The sequence below is a fragment of the Telluria sp. Soil_C_11 genome (assembly GCF_057657395.1).
This window is the reverse complement of the sequence record NZ_JBDGIN010000016.1, coordinates 26,459-44,949: the sequence shown is the minus strand read 5'-3', so window position 1 is coordinate 44,949 and position 18,491 is coordinate 26,459. Positions and strand designations below refer to the sequence as shown.

Genomic DNA, 18,491 nt, shown 5'->3' with positions numbered 1-18,491 from the left:
CGAGCAGGCAACACCGTCAGGGCCTGTTCCGGCCCCGACACCCGGCCCGAGGTCTCCAGGTTCCGGTATCGCAGCGCTTCGCGCAAGACCACGCGCGCGACAACAAACTATTGTGAGCCAATAGTTTGTGAGTTATAATAATCTTATTCGAAAAGAGCTCACCACATGGAGGATGCCCGTATGGCAACGACGCCTGAACTGACCGCCGGATGCGGCGGATAAAACTTTCCCTGGCGAGCTGCGCCGCTCGCCTTTTTCGCCCGCTGGCGTGAGCAGACGCCGGCGACCAGCACACCTGTAAAACCACCATCATCACCAGGAGCCGATATCATGCATGATCTCACCGCCACCTATTCACCCGAGGACAACAAACTGCGCCTGTACGCCAGTGCCAAGCTGGACGACGACACCTATGCGCGTGTGAAAGCCGCAGGCTTCAAGTGGGCGCCGCAACAGAAACTGTTCGTCGCACCGATGTGGACGCCCGCCCGCCATGATCTGTTGGTCGAGTTATGCGGCGAGGTCGGCGACGAGGACACGAGCCTGGTCGATCGTGCCGAGCAGCGCGCGGAGCGGTTCGAAGACCGCAGCGAAAATCACGCGGCCGGAGCTCAGCGCGCACACGATGCAGCCAAGGCTATCGCCGACAATATCCCGTTCGGTCAACCCATCCTCGTCGGCCACCACAGCGAACGTCGTGCGCGCAAGGATGTCGAGCGCATCCAGAACGGTTTCCGCAAATGGGTGAATATGTGGGAGAGCTCGCAGTATTGGCGCGAACGTGCCGCCGGCGCGCTCGCAAACGCCAAGTACAAGGAGCGCCCGGATGTACGCGCGCGTCGCATCAAGACGATCGAAGCGGACCGGCGCAAGCAGCAGCGTACGCTGGACGAGGCGATCCAGTGGCTCGGCTACTGGTGCAAGGAAGGGCTCACCGAGACGGAGGCGATCGCGATAGCAAGCCACTGCCAGCTGTACCTGCCGCGCAAAAATGGCGATCGTGAAGACGTGACCACCGGACCAAGTGCCTATACCGCCCTCACGAAGGCATCCCCAACGCTGTACGCCGAACGCACCCTGGCCGAGGTGATCGAGGCCGCCCAGAAGCATTATCCCCGGGTGGTCGCGTGGGCGACGCGCTGGATCGACCATTACGAAAACCGCCTCGCGTACGAGCGCGCCATGCTGGATGCTCAGGGCGGCCTGGTGGCCGAGCAGGTGGACTTGCAGCCGGGCGGGCGCGTCCTGGTGCGCGGCGAGTGGCTGACGATCATGCGCGTCAACAAGCGCGACGGCAAGACCACCAGCGTGACCACGAATTGCCGTTATGTCCCCGTGCGCACGCTCGACGAAATCAAGGAATACCAGGCGCCCACTGCCGAGGCCGCAGCTGCAGCTGCAGCGGCGACGGCCATCCCTCCGGCCGCAAACTACCCGCGGGAGGACTTCGTGCAGCTCACCAAGGCCGAATACGCGGATATGCCGAGCGACTACAGGGGCTTCAAGGCCGTTCCCGCCAACGACATCCACGGGGCGCACCGCGTGAAGTACGTCTTCGGTTCTTTCCTGACGGCGGCTCAGCGCCGTAACGGGCCGGCCCACCAGAGCTACCTCGTATTCATCACGGACGACAAGCGCAAGGATCCGCCGCCGGCGACGATCGCGCAGCCAGCCCTGCAGCAGTAACCGGAGCGGCGCGGTCATGAGTGCGATTTTGCCAGCGCGAGGTCGCGCCGAACTATGCGCGCCGCATCTCCCGGCGCCGCCGCTGGAACACCCAGCGCGGCCGCCCCTCGTGGTCTCGTATGGCGCCGGCGTGGACAGCACGGCCATGCTGGTCGCCATGTGGCGGCGCGAGATCCGGCCCGACCTCATCCTGTTCGCCGACACCGGCGCCGAGAAGCCCGAAACCTATGCCTATCTGCCCATCATCAACGCTTGGCTGGCCGCGGTTGGCTTCCCGCCCGTCACCGTCGTGCGTTACCGCCCGAAACGCGCCCCATACCGGAACCTGGAAGGGAAGTGCTTGGCGAACGAGACCCTGCCGTCGCTGGCCTTCGGCAAGCACTCGTGCAGTCTCGTTTTCAAGGTCGAACCGCAAAACCGTTTCGTGCAAGCCTGGGAGCCGGCGCGCCTGGCATGGGACGCCGGGCTGCGCGTCGTCAAGGCCATCGGCTATGACAGCGGGGAGCAGGACTGCCGCCGGCGGCGGAAGGCCGACACCGCCAGCGCGAAGAAGCTGCGGGAGGGGCACGTCGAGGCGACACGCTACGCCTACTGGTACCCGCTCCAGGAATGGGGCATCGACCGCGTCGAATGTCTGCGCTTGATAGCCCTGGCCGGGCTGCCCGTCCCCGTCAAGAGTGCCTGCTTCTTTTGTCCGGCGTCTCGTAAGTCCGAGGTGGTATGGCTGCGCGATACCCATCCCATTCTGTTTCGACGTGCGCTGCGCATCGAGAGGAACGCCCGTGACGGGAAGCACGGACTAAGCAGCGTCGCGGGCTTGGGCCGCTCGTTCGCGTGGGAGTCGTTGCAACATGTGCCGGCCGGCGCCGTGGTCGACCAGGTCGAGTGTCTGCGCCCGTGACGCGTTCCCGGATATCGACGTGCCCGGGGCGCCTCGCGAATACGCCTTCACAAGTCCGCAAGAAAAGCCGTTTAACTATTGAGTCGCAATAGATTATATGTTAAGCTATCTCTGTACCGTGACCAGTTCGGAGTCGAAATGAACGTGCTTACTTACCCCGAAGGCGCCATACCGGATGATCTGCTGGTGGATTTTTACGACCTCTTGTCTGGTCGCGGCGACGCACCATTGTTGCTGAAAAGCTGGAAGACGCCGAGTGACGTTTACGCCTGGATGGAGACGCTGTACCTGAAGAAGGGAGGAACCGATAGCGTATTCAACGCATGGAGCGTTCGCCTCACGGCCGAGGATCTGGACGCCCTGGAAGAGGCCGTGCGGACCGACAATCTGACCGGGCTCCCGGGCGTGACCTTTTGCGAACCCCATGACGCCGTGCAGCAGGACGCGGAAGCCATCGCCTTTGTCGCGGTGGCCCGCCAGGCGCTGGCCGATCGCCTGATCGTATTTTTCTACGCGTTTTGAACAGAGGAGAACATCATGCTCGTTACCGACGTACGCCCCGGGGAAGCCGATCTTCTGCTGGGACACGATACCAAACCCCTCGAAGTGTGCAGTCTCGACGGACGGGTCTTGGACACCGTTCCCGCTGCGGCGCGCTGGACCCATTCCACCCTGCTCGCCGCGGTAGGCGCGAGGCGGCGCCTGATCGAGGACGCCGGCGGCGCGGACTTCTACCTGGGCGAACAATTCATCGGCAGCACCGAGGTTTGAATTACGTGACACCTGACCTGGCCGCACCTGGGCAGGTCACATTGCCCGGGTGTGCTGATCGCCGTGATCTCCGCCGGAGGGGCGGAGCGCCGGCACCCGCTCTTGGGCTTTGCCCGCCGCGGAGGCATCCCGAGAAAGCGGCGGCTGCGCCGCCCGCTCTCCGAGCCGACCGACCCGCCACAAGCCGCACGGCCCCCTCTGCCGCGAGCGGCAGCACGAGGTTTCGCGTGGCGACGTCCTGCAGCAGCTGCACGCGGGTTGTCGGCGCTGCGCGGCGATCGCCAGCGTCACCTCGACGTTTCTCCCGGGCGTCTCCCTGCGGGACCGGGCTCTCGTGCTGCGCATCGAGCCCGCTGCGCGGTCTCGCCCCTTCGGGCTTCCATCCCTGACGCCTCCGCGCCTGGCGGCGCTGCGCGCTGCGCTTGCCCTCCCGGCCGACCAGGTCGACCAGGTCGACCGTCCGCACGGCTTGGCCGCTTGGCTGTCGCTACCAGTTTCGTCGCCACAAATGAAAAACCCCCGGTCTCGCGACCAGGGGTTTGGAATAGGGGTGGAGGATCGCTCCTCCGGTGAAACATCAACAATCCGAGGATTGAGGGATTAGCCGCTGCCTAATCTGCCACTACCTGCCCTTTACGAGCCGACCATGACGGGTGCGTACGCGGGTCTCATCTGGATTTAAAGAGCGGGGAGACTCACTCACACTCTGTACTGAAAATGGTACACGAAGTCGTGACAACAGTCAAACCCGAGAAAACAAGCAGGCGGCGTCGACCTGGGCGCCCGGCACTGCGGCCTGAATCTGCCGCTGCGCCGCGAGCAGCGTGGTTCCGGTCGACAGCAGATCATCGGCGAGCAGGAAGCGGGTGCAGCCGGCAGGCAGCAACTCCGCCCGTATCGTGATCGGCGGAAAGTGCTCGCGATAGCCGGTCGGGATGTCTTTCAACGAGAAGTCCCCGTCTTCCTTTCCCAGCCGTTTTGCGACGCTGCGCTTATCAGGCGATGGCAAATCGCTCTGCTCGAGCAGCTCCCTCGCGCGTGTTTTCGAGATCTTGCTGAACAACCCTCCCTGCACCGGACACCTGTACCGGTCTGCCAAGCGCTGGCCGAATTGCCGACTGATCGCGTGTCCGGAAGGCATGGGCACGACCAGATCATATTCGCCCGACTGGTCGACCATGTCCTCGAGAATGGCGTCGAAATGCAGCATCAGCCGCCGGATCGCACCAAACGAGGTCCGCAAACCATCCTTGCCCTTCAAGGCGTACAGCAGGTGGCAGTTGTCGCCTTTGCGGTCACGACCCATGCTCCGCGGGGCCTTGTGTCTCTGAAAGGTCGAATACACGGTGAGCTCTTGTTGGCCCAGCGCTACCTGCTGGACTACCGGGTTGCCGTGACGACCAGTGTTGAGCAGCTGGTTATGGCTGTGGTCGACGTCGACCAGGTCGCCAATGATGTTAAGCCCCATCGGAATATGTTCTGGGTGAAAGGGAAGGATTCTACCGGGCTGGACAAGAAAAACAAGGAAAGGCAAGGGTTGGGCTTCCCGCTGCGCGGGACCCGGGATGCCCATTCCGAGCGCGCGCTCCCGCGCTTGGTCCCTGCGGGACTGCCGGCCTGCGGCCGTCACTCTCCAGGCCACCCGGGACGCGGCCGCGCGGCAAAGCCGCACGGCTAGATGGAGGCTGCGCCTGTGGCTACTTTCGCGCGCGAAAGTGAAGGGGAAGGGCACGCAATCTCCGGCTTCGATGCCGCTGCGGACCGGCGCCGTGACACCGCGCCCCTATCGCCCATCTCTCCGGCAGGATCGCACGCCGGCGGGCTATGCCGTCAAGGCACTCCTCGCCCGTTCGGTGCTCGCCTTCGGCTGCGCTCCGCATGCGGCCTGCGGGGTGTCCATGACGGCGCCCGCCGGCGAGCGACCGTGCCTCCGAGGCGATAGGTACACGGTGTCACTCTGGGGTGGGCCTGTCCTGCGCTGGGTTCTTGGCTGATCGAGCGAGCAGGCAACACCGTCAGGGCCTGTTCCGGCCCCGACACCCGGCCCGAGGTCTCCAGGTTCCGGTATCTCAGGGAAATGCGCAACATCAAACACGCAACACAAACTATTGACGCACAATAGTTTATGGCGTTATAATTGATACATGAACTGAACTGATGGAGGGGCAAATGAGTTTCGCTAACGAATTTCGCATCCATGGCAATCTGGTCAACGATGTCCGTCGCGGACGCACTGGCGGCGGCGTGACCACGGCCTTCTATGTCGTCGCGGTCGACCACCAGTTCCGCAACGGCGACAACATCCAGACGACGACCGATTTCATCCCTATCACGACTTACGGCAAACAGGCCGAGAGCGACCTCAAGTATCTCGCCAAGGGGAAAGAGGTGGCGATCCGTGGCCGCATCCGCAGCTGGTACGACAGCGTAAAGCAGCGCGGCGGCTTTTGCTTTGAGCCGGACCCCGGTTGCGTGCGCTACATCGGCGCGCCCATCACCCGCGCTCCGGAGGCAGTACTGGACGGAGAACATGATTCGTGGCTGCAGGACTATGACGCAGCCCTACAGCAATACGACGCCGTGCCGCAAACCACGCGGCCCGCTCGTATCGCCGCGCACGCGTGAGCAGACGCGTCAGCGGTTTTTTCGTAGTACCAACCATCTCACCAAGGAGCCAAACCATGAATCTCGCAGACCAGCCAACCGTCCCGCAATCCGTCATCGGCACGGCCAGCACCGAGGTCGATATCCCGTTCAACAAGCTGCACATCAGCCGCAAGAACACCCGGATCAAACCGCACAGCATGGCCGATATCGAGTGCCGCGCAGCCTCGATCATGGCCTATGGCCTGCTCAACCGCCTGCAGGTGATCCCTGAGCAGGGCAGCGGCACGGAATTCGGTGTCATCGCCGGTGCCGGACGCTACCTCTCCATCGAGTTGCTGGTCCAGCGCGGCCTCGTTCCCGAAGATTTTCCGGTCAAGTGCGACCTGCGTTCGACGGACGACGCGATTGCCATCAGTTTGGTCGAAAACGCCAACCGCACCGCGCCGCACGAAGCGGACGAGTTCGTGGCGTTCAAGGCAATGGCCGACGAGGGCAAAGCCCCTGAAACCATCGCCGCGCACTTCGGCGTGAACGTTCGTACCGTCAAGCAGCGCATGCGCCTCGGCGGTCTGCATCCCGAACTGCTCGACCTGTACCGCAACGGTCAGATGGGCGTCGAGGAAGTCCGCGCATTCTGCAGGACGACCGATCAGGAGCGTCAGCTTCAGGTGTGGAATGCGCTGCCGTCCTACTACAGGACCGCCATGTATATCCGCAACAAGCTCGCCCAGGAATCGCTCGGTAGCAAGGACCCGCTGGTCATGTTCGTCGGCCTCGACCAGTACAGGCAAGCCGGTGGTGTCGTGACCGAAGACCTGTTCTCGGCAGACACCGGCGACGGCTTCGTGGAAGACCTCGCCTTGCTCCACCAGCTGGCCTTCGACAAGCTGCGCGCCATTGCCGACCAGACCGCTGCCGCTGAAGGCTGGTCGTGGTCCGATGTCGCGGAATCCTACGACCGCCGCCTGCATCCCGAGTTCGAACTGGCAACGCCGCAACGCCGGGAGCCTTCCGAGGCCGAACAGGCGCAGCTATCCGAAATGGAAGCGCAACTGGAGCACTTCAGCGAAAAGCGCGACAGCCTGTATGACACGCTCGACCAGCTGGCCGTCGACGAGGACCCGGACGCCGACGAGCAAGAGGCAGAAGGTGCGGAAGTGGCCGAGTCGCGCGCCGAAGCACTGCAGCGCGAGGCCGACGACGCAGAGGAGCAAATCGAGCGCCTCAGTGCCAGCATTCAGGCCCTGAAAGCGTCGTTCGTCACCTATGCCGACGAGGTGCGCGCCGCAGGCGGGATCATCGTCGCGCTCGACGGGCGCGGCGGCGTCGAAATCGTGCGCGGCCTGATGCGCCGCGCCGAGCCCGAGGAAGGCGCGTCCGACCAACAAGTGACCGGCTCGGCATCGATGGCATCGGGCATCCCGGTCACGACCGTCTCCGGTACCGCGATCGCGTCGGGCAGCGTGACCGGTATGGGATTCCAGCCTGCCAAGAAAGAGCGCTCGGAAATCTCGGAACGGCTGGCCCTGCAACTGTCGGCCCAACGGACTGCGGTCATGCAGGCTGTGATGATGAACCGTCCCGAGGTCGCCATGGCGGCGACCGTGCACCGTCTCCTGGAAGCGGTAACACGCCGCCATCGTTACATCGACCGCGATGCGCTGAAGATCAGCGGCCACTCGTCGCTGGACAGCCTCCACGACAAGGCTCCTGACCTGAAAGGCATGCGGGCCAGTGACGAGATCAAGGCACGGATCGACGCGTGGCGGGCACGGGTACCGGCCAAAGCATCGGAGGAATTCAGCTGGCTGCTTTCGCTCGATGCTGCCGACCTTCACGAACTGTTCGCCCTGTGCGTGGCCCTCTCGCTCGACGCCACTACCGGCAACGCTGCGACCCAGTACGGCGTCGACATCGCAAGCGCCCTGCAGATTGACGTCGCCGACTACTGGACCGCGACCGAGGCGTCGTACTTCAGCGCCGTCTCCAAGGACTCCATCATCGCCGCTGTCGAAGAAGCCTGCGGTCCGGGCTCCGGCATGCCGATTGTCAAGATGAAGAAGGGCGAAGCTGCTAAATATGCTGAGCAGAAACTTGTCGGAACGCGCTGGCTCCCGGCGATGCTGCGTGCCCCGGTTGAGGAAGTCCCGGCGACCCCGGCACCAGCCGAGGTGCAGCAAGACGGTGGGGAAGGGGCAGCGGAACAGGCCGCCGAATCGGCGGCACCGGTAGACGGCGGAGTCACCGAAGCCACGGTGCATAGCGCCGAACAGTCCGACCCGGCAGTGGCAGTGGATGAGGAAGTGACCGCGTAACTTGACACAAGGCGGGCCGGGATACCGGTCCGCCTCTATAGGACAACCGAATATGAACGCCATCGAACAACGAGCCAGTGCCTGGATGCGTCTCCCTTCGGGGCAGCGCATCGACCTGGCCAACCCCGATCCGCATGCATGGACCGACTATGACCTGTCGCTACGACTCGCACGTGTCTACCGCTGGGGCGGCGAGTCGATGCATCCGGTACCGCTCTCCGTCGCCCAGCATTCGCTGGCCGTGCTCGAGCTGCGCCGCCAATGGTCGCCAACACCGCTGACGGTCGACCAGCAGCTGCGCGAACTGCTGCACGACGCCGAGGAAGGCTTGCTCGGATTCGACCCCATCAGCAAGCTCAAGCCGCTCCTGGGCGACGCCCTGCGGGAGGTAACAGAGCGCCTGAGCGACGCGGTTGCAGACCGGTACCGGCTCCCTGCCTGGACCGACGAGGATTACGCCGAGCACAAACGTGCGGACGTAACGTGCGCCGCGTCCGAGGCGCTGTACTGTGCAGGATGGTCCCAGTACGAGATCGTCAACGTCCTCGGTATACACGAACCGGTGCTGAAGCACGATCCCCTGGTTGAGATATATCGGTGCGCGCCGTGGCAACCCTGGCCGAGCGCGGTCGCCGTCGAGCGCTTCCACCTTGAACTACTACGGTTGCTGGCTGCGCGGGAGCCTCAACGCGCAGCGAAATTGGCGTAGAATCTGTTGACGGAACAAACTTTGGAGGTTGCTGATGGAAAATCCGGTGAGCATGATACTGGACCTGTCGCCCGGGCTGAACGAGAAGCTCGGCCATCTTGCCAAGGCCAACGGGGCGACTCCAGAAGAAGTCCTGCTGAAGGGGCTTGCATTGTATGGCGTTGCTTCGGAAGCGAAGCGAAACAATCAGCATCTCGGCATCGTGGATGCCGAACGACGCGTGGTGGCCGAGGTCACCGGCGTGTGAGGATGGCCGCCCATCCGTGCGAGAGCCGCCTCCGGGCGGTTTTTTTTCGTCCTCGTTGGACGCACCAGGGATGCGCGCGCCGGATTCTTGAGGCTTCGCCTTGGCGGTTCCAGCGTTTCCGCCCGATGGCGGAAACGAAGGGATGGAACGCAACAGCCCTCTCCGGCCACTTCGACCTGGTCGGCGCCGACCCGGACGTGGCAGCACCCTGACCATTCGGACCAGAGGCTGCGCCTTGGGGAAGTCGGCGTTCCCGCCCGACGGCGGGAACGAAACGGATGAACGCAACAGCCAGGCTCCGGCCGCGTCCACCAGGTCGGCGCCGGACAGGGCGTTGCGGCTTCCTGGCCATCCATGCTAGAGGCTGCGCCTTGGGGAAGTCAGCGTTCCCGCCAACAGGCGGGGACGAAGGGGAGGGACGCAACAGCCCGCTCCGATCGCGTCGACCAGGTCGTCGCCGGACCGGGCGTCGTCGCTCCGTGGCCGTCCATACCAGAGGCTGCGCCTTGGGGAAGTCGGCGTTCCCGCACGGCGGCGGGAACGAGGCAAAGGAACGAAACAGCCCACTTCGATCACGCTCTGCGCCAGGTCACGCCACCTTTCGTACCCTCGCCATCCTCAGCCAGAATGGCTGCGCCGCGGGCTATGCGGTCAAGGCACTCCTCGCCCGTTCGGTGCTCGCCTACGGCTGCGCTCCGCTGCGGCCTGCGGGGTGTCCATGACCGCGCCCGCGTCTTCGCCACCCCGGCCTCGAGGCTACGGGTACACGGTGACGTTCCGGCCTTGGCCTGCGCGCCGCTCCTGTCTGTCTGCTCGACCAAACGGCAACCCCAACGTCGTGGGGCCCGTTCCGGCCCCACACCCGACCCGAGGCCCCAAGTTCCGGTAACTCGGGTCCGTCGTCAAATTGAAATATACTATTTCACGACAATAGTTTGCTTTGGTAGAATGTACTTGTGCGGTAATCCTGCACTGGCTTTTGTGGCGTGAGCAGACGCCGCGAGAGCGACGCAACCCTTCTACCATCATTCCAAGGAGCCAATCATGAACTTGTTCGGTCATCACCTTATCGCCACCCCTACCTTTCTCCAGCCGTCGAGCGCGCCGGTGCGCCCGCATGCCGGCACGGCAAAGCCCAGCAAACCAGCGGCGGACACTAACGCGCCCGCCGCCAACGACAGCAGCGAGACGGCTTCCGAGTTCGCGGTTCACCAGGGCGACTGCACGCTGTTGCTGCCCCAGTATGCCGACCGGTCGTTCGATCTGGTGGTGACCGATCCGCCTTACATCGTCGGATACCGGGATCGCTCAGGGCGCTCCGTCGCGAATGATGACAACGACAAGTGGCTTGAACCGGCTTTCCGCGAGATTTACCGGGTGCTCGCCCAGGACGCTTTTTGCCTGAGCTTCTACGGCTGGAACCAGACCGACCGCTTTTTCGCCGCATGGAAAGCCGCCGGCTTCAGGATCGGCGGCCATATCACGTTCCCGAAACGCTATAGCTCCTCGGTCCGGCTCGTCCGCTACCAGCACGAATCGGCTTACCTGCTCGTCAAGGGGCAGCCCGAGCCAGCCAATGTCATCGGCGACGTGATCGACTGGGGCGCCTACACCGGCAACAAGCTGCATCCCACGCAAAAGCCACTGTCCATTCTCGTGCCGCTGATCCAGGCATTTTCCAAGCCTGGCGCGCATGTACTCGATCCCTTCATGGGTTCCGGTTCGACGTTGGCGGCGGGGATGATGTGCGGCCGCCATTGCACGGGCATTGAACTGGACAAGGGCAATTTCGAGATCGCCAAGAAACGCCTGACGCGCATGGCGCAGTCGCGTTCGCGCTTGGTTGACGATATCGGCTGACGGGCAGGCCAGGGCGGCGCCCGCTCCGCAGGGGTGGGCGTCTCCCTGCGGGACCGGGCTCTCGTGCTGCGCATCGAGCCCGCTGCGCGGTCTCGCCCCTTCGGGCTTCCATCCCTGACGCCTCCGCGCCTGGCGGCGCTGCGCGCTGCGCTTGCCCTCCCGGTCGACCAGGTCGACCGTCCGCGCGGCTTGGGCCGCTTGGCTGTCCAGAGGCTCGCGCCTGGGTGAAGTCAGCACTTTCGCGCGCGAAAGTGAAGAAGAGGGAACACAACCCGGCTTCGGTGCCGCTACGGACCAGGCGCCGTGACACCGCGTACCTATCGCCCATCTCTCCGGCAGGATCGCACGCCGGCGGGCTATGCCGTCAAGGCACTCCTCGCCCGTTCGGTGCTCGCCTTCGGCTGCGCTCCGCATGCGGCCTGCGGGGTGTCCATGACGGCGCCCGCCGGCGAGCGACCGTGCCTCCGAGGCGATAGGTACACGGTGTCACTCTGGGGTGGGCCTGTCCTGCGCTGGGTTCTTGGCTGATCGAGCGAGCAGGCAACACCGTCAGGGCCTGTTCCGGCCCCGACACCCGGCCCGAGGTCTCCAGGTTCCGGTATCTCAGGGAAATGCGCAACATCAAACACGCAACACAAACTATTGACGCACAATAGTTTGTGGCGTAAAATTGTACCTGTAGTGACCGATGACCAACCGAAAGGACCGCCATGAATACCTCTGCCTCGAAACCCGTGACCATGACCGAATTGCTGTCGGCGTTTTTCGTCCACGGCATGCACGACCACGACGTCGGCCTTGTGCTGGCGAAGTGGGACAACGGCCATGCTGAACTCGTTCACGACATGCTGACTTACGCTGCGCCGCTGGCCCACATGATGACCGCCGCGATTCTGTGCGTCGGCGACAACGTGGCCGGTGTCTTCCTGTACGAAGTGGCCGAACCCTTCGGCAACTGGTTCGCCGATGTTGTCATCAACACCCGCGACGTACCGGAGCGCGCCCGCGCCATCGCCAAGTTGCAGGATCTGGTAATCGAGTTTTACTCGTCGGCCGAAAACGCAGATCCGCTCAAGCTCGCCGCCGCTGTCGGTAGTGCCGATGCCCTGCACGTCGTTCATTGACGAGGAACGGAAAATGGTCGGCCAAGCCGGACAACAGAGCGTGGAGTACACCCTGACCATGTCGGACGCGCTCAACACGAAACTGAACCGCATCGCCGCCGCCAATGGCGGCGATCCCGGCGAAGTGCTTGCGAAGGCGATTGCGCTGTACGAGGTAGCCGTAACGGCGCAAGCACGGGCTTGCTCCCTCGCGGTGCTCGACGCGAACAATCAGGTTCAAACGAAGATCGAGGGCTTGTGATGGACAACCAAGGCGATATACGGACGGTCAATCTCGACCAGCTGATCCGGGGCGACAGCGACCAGCTCGAACTCAAGATCAGAAACGAGACCGACGAGGATGCGCAGGCACGGCGCGAGCGGGAAACCGCCGATGCCAAGCTCGCGCGCACGATGAAGCTGATGCTTTTCGTGTTCGCGTTGGTCATCACCGGCATCGTGTTCGGCGCGTGCATCGTGGTGGCCTTCGCAGGATCGGCCGATGACAAGAAGTGGGCGTGCAGCATCGTTACCGCCATCACTTCGGGACTGGTCGGCTATCTGGTCGGACAAGGGAAAAAGTAAGCCGGGGCGGCCTCCGGGCCGCCTCATCCATCGAACGCCATTCTTGAGGAGAGCAAACATGCGAGGACTGGACGTAAGGATCGAGCTTGCACACGCGCGCGTCGCGGCCGTGGTCGCGGGTGAGGATGGTGGATTCGATATCGCCATGAAATTCATCGACGCTTTCAACAGGGCCCGGCTGCTCGGCTTCGAGGACGCGGGGGAGGGACGTGCTGAACCGCCGCTCATGTTCCGCGACGAGCCCGACCTGCTGTCGTGGTGGAACGACGGCTACAACACCTTCATCGACATGGCCGAGGTAGAGCATTGTTCGTACTGCAACGACCACACCGTCAGTACGTGCCTCTATCACGGATGAGCAGGACGGCCGGGGGACTGGTTCGCCGCCCGGCCGAAAGACACGACAAGCGAGGGAGAGCAATCATGCGAGGGTTTGACGTTCGGATCATGCTGGCACAGGCGCGCATCATGGAAGTCATCCATGGCGTGCGGAACAACAACGTTTTGAGCGACTGGATGGCTGACGTGTGGATGGAGGCTCAGGCGCTCGGCCACCGCGAGGCCACCGAAGGACTGTCGGAGCCGCCGGTCATGTTTCAGAACGAGCCGGACCTGCTGACATGGTGGGAGCAGGGTCAGAGTGTGTACTGGGAAATGATGGAGATGGCAGAGTGCCCGCACTGCAACGACGGCACCGGCAACCCTTGCCCGTCCCATGGATGAGGTGCCAGGCACGCCAGCGCGGCCCCAGGGCCGCGGCGCCCCGGCCAGCCTGGCCGGCCGCCCGGGGCGCCTCCGCGCGGCCGGAGGCCGCTTGGTCATCCAGAGGCTGCGCCTAGCGAAGTCAGACTTCCGCGCCGGTGCGCGGAAGTGAATGGAGGGGAACGACCGACTTCGACGCGGGTGCCGGTCGACCGGCGCCGCGACTCCGGCCGCTCCAGCGACCCGACGACTTCAGTACGCGTCGATCCTCGACGCGACCAGCACCTCGCGGAACTTCGCCGGAAAGGTCTCGTGCGCGCGCGCCGTGACGAAGCCACGCGCGCACGAGAGCACAACATCGGCCGCCTGGTCGAGCGATAGCGCGTCGAGCTTGTCGGTGACGCCGAACTTTTCGTCAAGCCCATGACGGGCATCGACGCCGGACACCGCGAAGCTGTTCGCCGTGTACGTGAAATTCTTGAGGTCTCCCGCCTTCTTGCTGCCATAGAGTGCGACCTGCGCGATCCTGTCCTTCTCCTTCGGGAACTGCTCACGCAGCGCGCCCTCGACTGTGTCGAGCACCTGCGACAGCGATCCGAGGGTAACGCCATGCGTGCCGAGGATCCGGAGGATTGCCTGCACTTGCGCGTCGCTACGCGCGAGGAACAGTACCTGCCCAAAGTAGTCCAGCGGCCGCCGAGGCACCAAGTAGCGCAGCATACTCACGTTGTCCGGATAGGCTTTCATCATCGCCCGCTCGCCGTACGGCAGGAAGGCGCGCCGCATGGTCTCCCGCTCGACACAATCGCCCAGCCTGAAGGGCCGGAAGCCAATGCCTTCGTTGAGCTGCAGCATTCCGTTGAACAGGACAAGCAACTCCCCCGCCCGCGCCGTCGCCTCGACCGCCGTGAGGCCAGTCAGGTGCGGCGACGTCATGTAGTAGACCGTCGGTCGATCGTCCTCGTGGTCGGCGAACAGGTCGATGTCGATCGAATTGAAATCGCGCACCAAGTTCCAGAGCCAAAAATCGTTGCCGTGCAGCCGGAAACACCATTTCGGATCGTTAACCGCGAAGCGGCCGCGTTTGGGCAGTTCAGGTGCGGGCGTTGTCTGGTCGTTCATTGCGTCACCGTGAGGCAAAGCGCCGATGCTACAACGAGCTCGAGAGAACGTCCAGGCATGGGCGTCTCCCTGCGGGACCGGGCTCTCGTGCTGCGCATCGAGCCCGCTGCGCGGTCTCGCCCCTTCGGGCTTCCATCCCTGACGCCTCCGCGCCTGGCGGCGCTGCGCGCTGCGCTTGCCCTCCCGGTCGACCAGGTCGACCGTCCGCGCGGCTTGGGCCGCTTGGCTGTCCAGAGGCGCGCTTGGGTGAAGTTAGCACTTTCGCGCGCGAAAGTGAGGAAGAGGGAACACAACCCGGCTTCGATGCCGCTACGGACCAGGCGCCGTGACACCGCGTACCTATCGCCCATCTCTCCGGCAGAGATCGCACGCCGGCGGGCTATGCCGTCAAGGCACTCCTCGCCCGTTCGGTGCTCGCCTTCGGCTGCGCTCCGCATGCGGCCTGCGGGGTGTCCATGACGGCGCCCGCCGGCGAGCGACCGTGCCTCCGAGGCGATAGGTACACGGTGTCACTCTGGGGTGGGCCTGTCCTGCGCTGGGTTCTTGGCTGATCGAGCGAGCAGGCAACACCGTCAGGGCCTGTTCCGGCCCCGACACCCGGCCCGAGGTCTCCAGGTTCCGGTATCGCAGCGCTTCGCGCAAGAGCGAAAACGCAACATAAAACTATTGTGTCTCAATAGTTTGTGCGGTATAATGGTTCCATCAACTGAACGGGAGGATGTGACGATGAATGCAACTGCTCTTGAGTGCCGCGACAGCGGCGCGATCGCCAACCTGATGTGCCGCCGCCAGGAAGAGGACGCAATCATTTCCGAAGCCTTGGCGATCCTGCGCCGCCGGACCAGCCGCGCGAGCTACGAGCGCGCCAACAGCCCGACGGAAGTTCGGCGCCTGCTGATGCTGACCTACGGCGCGGCGGAAAAAGAACATTTCGGCATCCTTTGGCTGGACGTCAAGAACCGCATCATCAAGCGCGAAATCCTGTTCACTGGGACGCTGGCGAGCTGCCATGTCTATCCCCGCGAAGTGGTCAAGGCAGGGCTGGCCCTGAATGCCTCCGGCTGCATTCTGTTCCACAACCACCCCAGCGGCATGGCCGAGCCCAGCGAAGCCGACCGCCTGCTTACCCGGAACATCACTCAGGCGCTCGGACTGGTGGACATGCGCGTGCTCGACCACATCATCGTGACTGGCGAACTTGCATATTCCTTTGCCGAGCACGGCGAGCTGTAGACCGACCTCGCCGGGCTGTGCACACACCCGCCGCCCGGCAACCCACTTACCCCGCAGACTGTTGGAGGAAACATGGAAAAATTTCTGGACGAAGCCGACGCAATCATCGAGCGCCCGACCGAGGGACGCCCCATCGTCAACCTCTTCGACGAGGACGGTTTTGTATTCAGCTTTCCCGCCGGCTGGACGGATGACCAGGTCAAGCAGGCACTACGCTTTGCCAACTACGGTTACGACCGCGGCATCAAGATCGGCAAACGCCGTAAGGCGCAGGAAATCCGTGTCTGTCTCGAAATCGGTGTCGAAGCCGGATAGGGGAAGCGCTGGCGGCAGCCGGTCCGGACGCCGCCGCGCCCGAACCGGCCGCCGCCAGCCTCCGCACCTGACGGTGCTGCGCGCTGCGCTTGCCGTCCTGCCGACCAGCATGCCCGACCTCGCTGAGCCCGACGAAGTTGCCCAGCTGACCACCAACCAAACGCCATGTGATCGAAAGATGAATATCCACCACTGCGATTCGACCTTTGCCGCCGGCGCCCTTTGCGAGGACGGCACCGCCAGCCCCGGCGACATCCTTTTCGTCCAATCAGAGCGGGTTGTCGGCGTCGCCACGCCAAAGCCCTACGCCATCACCGTGCGCGCCGGTACCTTCGCCATCCTGCCCGAGGGGCAAGACGGCGATTCGATCCGCCAGCAGTTCGCCTCAGCCCTGTTGACTGCGCAGCAGCTGGCGCAAGCAATGGCCATCCGCCTGGACCCCCACTACGCGATCAAGGCGGACGCGATCGCAAGCGCGAACGCATACCTGCACAACGTCGACGTTCCGACGTACAGCCAGCTTGCGCGTGCCGCCAGCCTGATCCTGGAAAAGCACCCGTACGCGGGAAGCGAAAGGGAAGGCGAGGAGCTCGCTACCCTGCGCCAGATGGTGGACGCGATTCCATGCATCGAGTTCGACCCGCAGGAGCAGCGGATTGGCGCGCCAGGTCGCGCCAATCCCAACGACGTCCGGAGCGGCGGCGATGCGGTTTAAGCGCCAAGAGCGGTACGGACCGCGCCAGCTCACCGACCGTCAGCGTGCCGCGTACGCGCGCAAGCTGGTCAAAGAGCAGAACCGCTACCCACTATTTGCGGAACACGTAGCGGCCGAGCAGCGCGGCATCGACGAAGAGACGGCGCGCCGCGAACAGCTGTCCGTGAAAACCGAGCAGAGTCAACGCGAGTTCACGGCCGGCGTCTGGCGCCGCGCCCGGGCGCTGTACTTCGCCCAGCCGGACGACGTACGAGCGCGGATCGGCGCAAAGTGGCGCGCATGGACCGGACCGTGCACCGCCGTGTACTTCGCATCCATGGTCGACCTCGAAAGCGGCGAGCAGGCGCGACGCTTGGCCCGGATCGACGCCGAGCGCGCTCCGGCGCGGGAACGAATCCTCCGCCAGATCCTGGCGCAGCGGACTTCCACCCTCGATCTCCGATAGCGCGCGGGCGCCGGCTTCGCCGGCGCATGGCCTCTCTTCATCCGGCGACACATTCTTTTTCCTGTAACATGGCGCGACCTGAACAAGCGACCTCCCGTGGAGTCCGATGGACCATCAGCCCGAAATGCACGACGGCGCCGTAACACTCATTCGCCACGTTGAAGAACATGGCGGCACGGACGACGCCCTCGTCATTCTGGAAATTATTCTGGCGTGCACGCACCCCGACTTTGTCATGTCCCCGGCGAGTGCGGCCTTTTTGCCTGCCAACCTCCGCGAGGCCGTCGCCGACTTTGTGCGAACTGTCTTGCTTGAAGGACTATCAGAGGCGCAGCGTGGTTCCCTGTTTTCCTGGGCCCAGCGCAAGATGATGGCGGGGCCTGGAGCGCCCCGCGCGTAGGTCAAGCAGCTTCTTGCAGCGCCGGCGACTCAGCCGACTTGGATGGCTCGCTGTCGCTTTGCGGCTTCGACGGCGTACCGGTCTCGCCGCCCTTCGGCGCCTCGACCTTCAACAGCTTGCGCAACGCCGTGAGCGCAGACGTCCACTGTTCGATCGGCACCGCGTCCAGCTTCTCGGTACGCAAAAGTGCGGCGATAGCCTTCTGGTTCCGCTCCAGCGCCTTGCGTTCTTCCTCTCGTTTCTTCGCAACCAGCATGTTCAGCTTTTGCTGGGCTGCTGCAATTTCCTCGTCAAGTGACTTCGCTTTCTTCTGTTTCTGGTTTTGGGTCGTATCGCTCATTGTTGGCCTCGATTGATTGATGGAGCCGAACCGTCCGTTTGGCCTCGGCGTGATTTTCATTTTAATCACAACCTGCGCACTTGTGTATGTCGATTCGATCGAATCGATTTGGTCAGGATTTACGATTTTGATCGTTTTCGTGCGTATCGTAGTCTCCTGCATTCGGGCGTCTCCCCTACGGGGCCGGGCTCGGCGTGCCACGCATCGAGCCCGCTACGCGGTCTCGACCCTTCGGGCTTGATCCCTGACGCCTCCGCGCCTCCGGCGCTGCGCGCTTCGCTTGCCGCAGACCAGGTGCTGGCCGATCACGGCGCCGGCGGTTTTGCCGCCGTCCTGCCGCTCCCGGCGACTTCCCGGACTTCGGCTACCTTGGCCCGATCCGGGCGCGGTGACGCTGACGCGCACCGGCGCCGCCGACCAGGTCCTGGCCGATCC

22 protein-coding genes are annotated in these 18,491 nt (G+C 64.0%); 19 read left to right on the top strand and 3 right to left on the bottom strand.

The window, feature by feature from the left end; genetic code table 11:
- The first annotated feature begins 330 nt into the window (after window positions 1–330).
- The 4 genes from AC3A6M_RS20495 to AC3A6M_RS20480 all read left to right on the top strand — a co-directional run bounded on the left by AC3A6M_RS20495 (window position 331) and on the right by AC3A6M_RS20480 (window position 3,358).
- A complete protein-coding gene (locus AC3A6M_RS20495; RefSeq protein WP_487854565.1) occupies window positions 331–1,686 on the top strand; it encodes a DUF3560 domain-containing protein in 1,356 nt (451 codons plus the stop codon).
- Between the two features lie 145 nt (window positions 1,687–1,831).
- The gene (locus AC3A6M_RS20490) at window positions 1,832–2,587 is read left to right on the top strand and encodes a hypothetical protein (protein ID WP_487854564.1); all 756 of its coding nucleotides are present in this window, start codon (window positions 1,832–1,834) and stop codon (window positions 2,585–2,587) included.
- A 138-nt stretch (window positions 2,588–2,725) separates the two neighbouring features.
- Window positions 2,726–3,109 (top strand): hypothetical protein, encoded by a 384-nt coding sequence (locus tag AC3A6M_RS20485; RefSeq protein ID WP_487854563.1) that lies wholly within the window; start codon window positions 2,726–2,728, stop codon window positions 3,107–3,109.
- Window positions 3,110–3,124: 15 nt separating this feature from the next.
- Window positions 3,125–3,358 (top strand): hypothetical protein, encoded by a 234-nt coding sequence (locus AC3A6M_RS20480; RefSeq protein ID WP_314547817.1) that lies wholly within the window; start codon window positions 3,125–3,127, stop codon window positions 3,356–3,358.
- A gap of 742 nt (window positions 3,359–4,100) precedes the next feature.
- Here the strand turns inward: AC3A6M_RS20480 and AC3A6M_RS20475 are convergent.
- Window positions 4,101–4,826: a phosphoribosyltransferase gene (locus AC3A6M_RS20475; protein ID WP_314547818.1), complete on the bottom strand. Its 726-nt coding sequence runs from the start codon at window positions 4,824–4,826 to the stop codon at window positions 4,101–4,103.
- A gap of 701 nt (window positions 4,827–5,527) precedes the next feature.
- Here AC3A6M_RS20475 and AC3A6M_RS20470 point away from each other — a divergent pair.
- The 10 genes from AC3A6M_RS20470 (at window position 5,528) to AC3A6M_RS20425 (ending at window position 13,507) form a co-directional block, all read left to right on the top strand.
- Complete coding sequence (locus tag AC3A6M_RS20470) at window positions 5,528–5,983, top strand: single-stranded DNA-binding protein (protein WP_162600621.1); 456 nt, start codon at window positions 5,528–5,530, stop codon at window positions 5,981–5,983.
- Window positions 5,984–6,039: 56 nt separating this feature from the next.
- Window positions 6,040–8,280: a hypothetical protein gene (locus AC3A6M_RS20465; RefSeq protein WP_487854562.1), complete on the top strand. Its 2,241-nt coding sequence runs from the start codon at window positions 6,040–6,042 to the stop codon at window positions 8,278–8,280.
- 52 nt (window positions 8,281–8,332) lie between these two features.
- Window positions 8,333–8,989: a phosphohydrolase gene (locus tag AC3A6M_RS20460; RefSeq protein ID WP_487854561.1), complete on the top strand. Its 657-nt coding sequence runs from the start codon at window positions 8,333–8,335 to the stop codon at window positions 8,987–8,989.
- Between the two features lie 34 nt (window positions 8,990–9,023).
- Window positions 9,024–9,236: a hypothetical protein gene (locus tag AC3A6M_RS20455; RefSeq protein ID WP_047824889.1), complete on the top strand. Its 213-nt coding sequence runs from the start codon at window positions 9,024–9,026 to the stop codon at window positions 9,234–9,236.
- 1,044 nt (window positions 9,237–10,280) lie between these two features.
- The gene (locus AC3A6M_RS20450; protein ID WP_487854560.1) at window positions 10,281–11,096 is read left to right on the top strand and encodes a DNA methyltransferase; all 816 of its coding nucleotides are present in this window, start codon (window positions 10,281–10,283) and stop codon (window positions 11,094–11,096) included.
- 710 nt (window positions 11,097–11,806) lie between these two features.
- A complete protein-coding gene (locus AC3A6M_RS20445) occupies window positions 11,807–12,220 on the top strand; it encodes a hypothetical protein (protein ID WP_487854559.1) in 414 nt (137 codons plus the stop codon).
- Window positions 12,221–12,233: 13 nt separating this feature from the next.
- Window positions 12,234–12,461, top strand: a complete 228-nt coding sequence (locus AC3A6M_RS20440) for a hypothetical protein (protein ID WP_314547679.1) — start codon at window positions 12,234–12,236, stop codon at window positions 12,459–12,461.
- The gene (locus AC3A6M_RS20435; RefSeq protein ID WP_052233914.1) at window positions 12,461–12,784 is read left to right on the top strand and encodes a hypothetical protein; all 324 of its coding nucleotides are present in this window, start codon (window positions 12,461–12,463) and stop codon (window positions 12,782–12,784) included. Before AC3A6M_RS20440 ends, AC3A6M_RS20435 begins: the two co-directional genes overlap by 1 nt.
- A gap of 58 nt (window positions 12,785–12,842) precedes the next feature.
- Window positions 12,843–13,142 (top strand): hypothetical protein, encoded by a 300-nt coding sequence (locus tag AC3A6M_RS20430; protein ID WP_487854558.1) that lies wholly within the window; start codon window positions 12,843–12,845, stop codon window positions 13,140–13,142.
- A gap of 65 nt (window positions 13,143–13,207) precedes the next feature.
- Window positions 13,208–13,507 carry a hypothetical protein gene (locus AC3A6M_RS20425; protein WP_487854557.1) on the top strand — a complete coding sequence of 100 codons (300 nt, stop codon included), beginning with the start codon at window positions 13,208–13,210 and terminating at the stop codon, window positions 13,505–13,507.
- A gap of 231 nt (window positions 13,508–13,738) precedes the next feature.
- Here the strand turns inward: AC3A6M_RS20425 and AC3A6M_RS20420 are convergent, their stop codons facing one another.
- Entirely contained in the window at window positions 13,739–14,608 is an 870-nt protein-coding gene (locus AC3A6M_RS20420) for a hypothetical protein (protein WP_487854556.1), read from the bottom strand.
- 726 nt (window positions 14,609–15,334) lie between these two features.
- On the opposite strand from AC3A6M_RS20420, the gene AC3A6M_RS20415 reads away from it, so the two are divergent.
- The 5 genes from AC3A6M_RS20415 (at window position 15,335) to AC3A6M_RS20395 (ending at window position 17,716) form a co-directional block, all read left to right on the top strand.
- Complete coding sequence (locus tag AC3A6M_RS20415; protein ID WP_487854555.1) at window positions 15,335–15,841, top strand: JAB domain-containing protein; 507 nt, start codon at window positions 15,335–15,337, stop codon at window positions 15,839–15,841.
- 72 nt (window positions 15,842–15,913) lie between these two features.
- Window positions 15,914–16,156: a hypothetical protein gene (locus tag AC3A6M_RS20410; protein WP_314542412.1), complete on the top strand. Its 243-nt coding sequence runs from the start codon at window positions 15,914–15,916 to the stop codon at window positions 16,154–16,156.
- 109 nt (window positions 16,157–16,265) lie between these two features.
- The gene (locus AC3A6M_RS20405) at window positions 16,266–16,871 is read left to right on the top strand and encodes a hypothetical protein (protein ID WP_487854554.1); all 606 of its coding nucleotides are present in this window, start codon (window positions 16,266–16,268) and stop codon (window positions 16,869–16,871) included.
- Window positions 16,861–17,316 carry a hypothetical protein gene (locus tag AC3A6M_RS20400; protein WP_487854553.1) on the top strand — a complete coding sequence of 152 codons (456 nt, stop codon included), beginning with the start codon at window positions 16,861–16,863 and terminating at the stop codon, window positions 17,314–17,316. Before AC3A6M_RS20405 ends, AC3A6M_RS20400 begins: the two co-directional genes overlap by 11 nt.
- Before the next feature lie 106 nt (window positions 17,317–17,422).
- Window positions 17,423–17,716: a hypothetical protein gene (locus AC3A6M_RS20395; protein ID WP_487854552.1), complete on the top strand. Its 294-nt coding sequence runs from the start codon at window positions 17,423–17,425 to the stop codon at window positions 17,714–17,716.
- A 1-nt stretch (window position 17,717) separates the two neighbouring features.
- Here the strand turns inward: AC3A6M_RS20395 and AC3A6M_RS20390 are convergent, their stop codons facing one another.
- On the bottom strand, window positions 17,718–18,218 hold the full coding sequence (locus AC3A6M_RS20390; RefSeq protein WP_487854551.1) for an OmpH/Skp family outer membrane protein: 501 nt from the start codon (window positions 18,216–18,218) through the stop codon (window positions 17,718–17,720).
- Window positions 18,219–18,491: the final 273 nt, after the last annotated feature.

What these genes read in the sequence shown, in the direction of transcription:
- AC3A6M_RS20395 (WP_487854552.1), top strand. Translation starts at nt 17,423, where the DNA reads ATGGACCATCAGCCCGAAATGCACGACGGCGCCGTAACACTCATTCGC.
- AC3A6M_RS20465 (WP_487854562.1), top strand. Translation starts at nt 6,040, where the DNA reads ATGAATCTCGCAGACCAGCCAACCGTCCCGCAATCCGTCATCGGCACG.
- AC3A6M_RS20410 (WP_314542412.1), top strand. Translation starts at nt 15,914, where the DNA reads ATGGAAAAATTTCTGGACGAAGCCGACGCAATCATCGAGCGCCCGACC.
- AC3A6M_RS20485 (WP_487854563.1), top strand. Translation starts at nt 2,726, where the DNA reads ATGAACGTGCTTACTTACCCCGAAGGCGCCATACCGGATGATCTGCTG.
- AC3A6M_RS20455 (WP_047824889.1), top strand. Translation starts at nt 9,024, where the DNA reads ATGGAAAATCCGGTGAGCATGATACTGGACCTGTCGCCCGGGCTGAAC.
- AC3A6M_RS20405 (WP_487854554.1), top strand. Translation starts at nt 16,266, where the DNA reads ATGCCCGACCTCGCTGAGCCCGACGAAGTTGCCCAGCTGACCACCAAC.
- AC3A6M_RS20420 (WP_487854556.1), bottom strand. Translation starts at nt 14,608, where the DNA reads ATGAACGACCAGACAACGCCCGCACCTGAACTGCCCAAACGCGGCCGC.
- AC3A6M_RS20475 (WP_314547818.1), bottom strand. Translation starts at nt 4,826, where the DNA reads ATGGGGCTTAACATCATTGGCGACCTGGTCGACGTCGACCACAGCCAT.
- AC3A6M_RS20435 (WP_052233914.1), top strand. Translation starts at nt 12,461, where the DNA reads ATGGACAACCAAGGCGATATACGGACGGTCAATCTCGACCAGCTGATC.
- AC3A6M_RS20440 (WP_314547679.1), top strand. Translation starts at nt 12,234, where the DNA reads ATGGTCGGCCAAGCCGGACAACAGAGCGTGGAGTACACCCTGACCATG.
- AC3A6M_RS20390 (WP_487854551.1), bottom strand. Translation starts at nt 18,218, where the DNA reads ATGCAGGAGACTACGATACGCACGAAAACGATCAAAATCGTAAATCCT.
- AC3A6M_RS20470 (WP_162600621.1), top strand. Translation starts at nt 5,528, where the DNA reads ATGAGTTTCGCTAACGAATTTCGCATCCATGGCAATCTGGTCAACGAT.
- AC3A6M_RS20445 (WP_487854559.1), top strand. Translation starts at nt 11,807, where the DNA reads ATGAATACCTCTGCCTCGAAACCCGTGACCATGACCGAATTGCTGTCG.
- AC3A6M_RS20400 (WP_487854553.1), top strand. Translation starts at nt 16,861, where the DNA reads ATGCGGTTTAAGCGCCAAGAGCGGTACGGACCGCGCCAGCTCACCGAC.
- AC3A6M_RS20480 (WP_314547817.1), top strand. Translation starts at nt 3,125, where the DNA reads ATGCTCGTTACCGACGTACGCCCCGGGGAAGCCGATCTTCTGCTGGGA.
- AC3A6M_RS20430 (WP_487854558.1), top strand. Translation starts at nt 12,843, where the DNA reads ATGCGAGGACTGGACGTAAGGATCGAGCTTGCACACGCGCGCGTCGCG.
- AC3A6M_RS20490 (WP_487854564.1), top strand. Translation starts at nt 1,832, where the DNA reads ATGCTGGTCGCCATGTGGCGGCGCGAGATCCGGCCCGACCTCATCCTG.
- AC3A6M_RS20460 (WP_487854561.1), top strand. Translation starts at nt 8,333, where the DNA reads ATGAACGCCATCGAACAACGAGCCAGTGCCTGGATGCGTCTCCCTTCG.
- AC3A6M_RS20415 (WP_487854555.1), top strand. Translation starts at nt 15,335, where the DNA reads ATGAATGCAACTGCTCTTGAGTGCCGCGACAGCGGCGCGATCGCCAAC.
- AC3A6M_RS20495 (WP_487854565.1), top strand. Translation starts at nt 331, where the DNA reads ATGCATGATCTCACCGCCACCTATTCACCCGAGGACAACAAACTGCGC.
- AC3A6M_RS20450 (WP_487854560.1), top strand. Translation starts at nt 10,281, where the DNA reads ATGAACTTGTTCGGTCATCACCTTATCGCCACCCCTACCTTTCTCCAG.
- AC3A6M_RS20425 (WP_487854557.1), top strand. Translation starts at nt 13,208, where the DNA reads ATGCGAGGGTTTGACGTTCGGATCATGCTGGCACAGGCGCGCATCATG.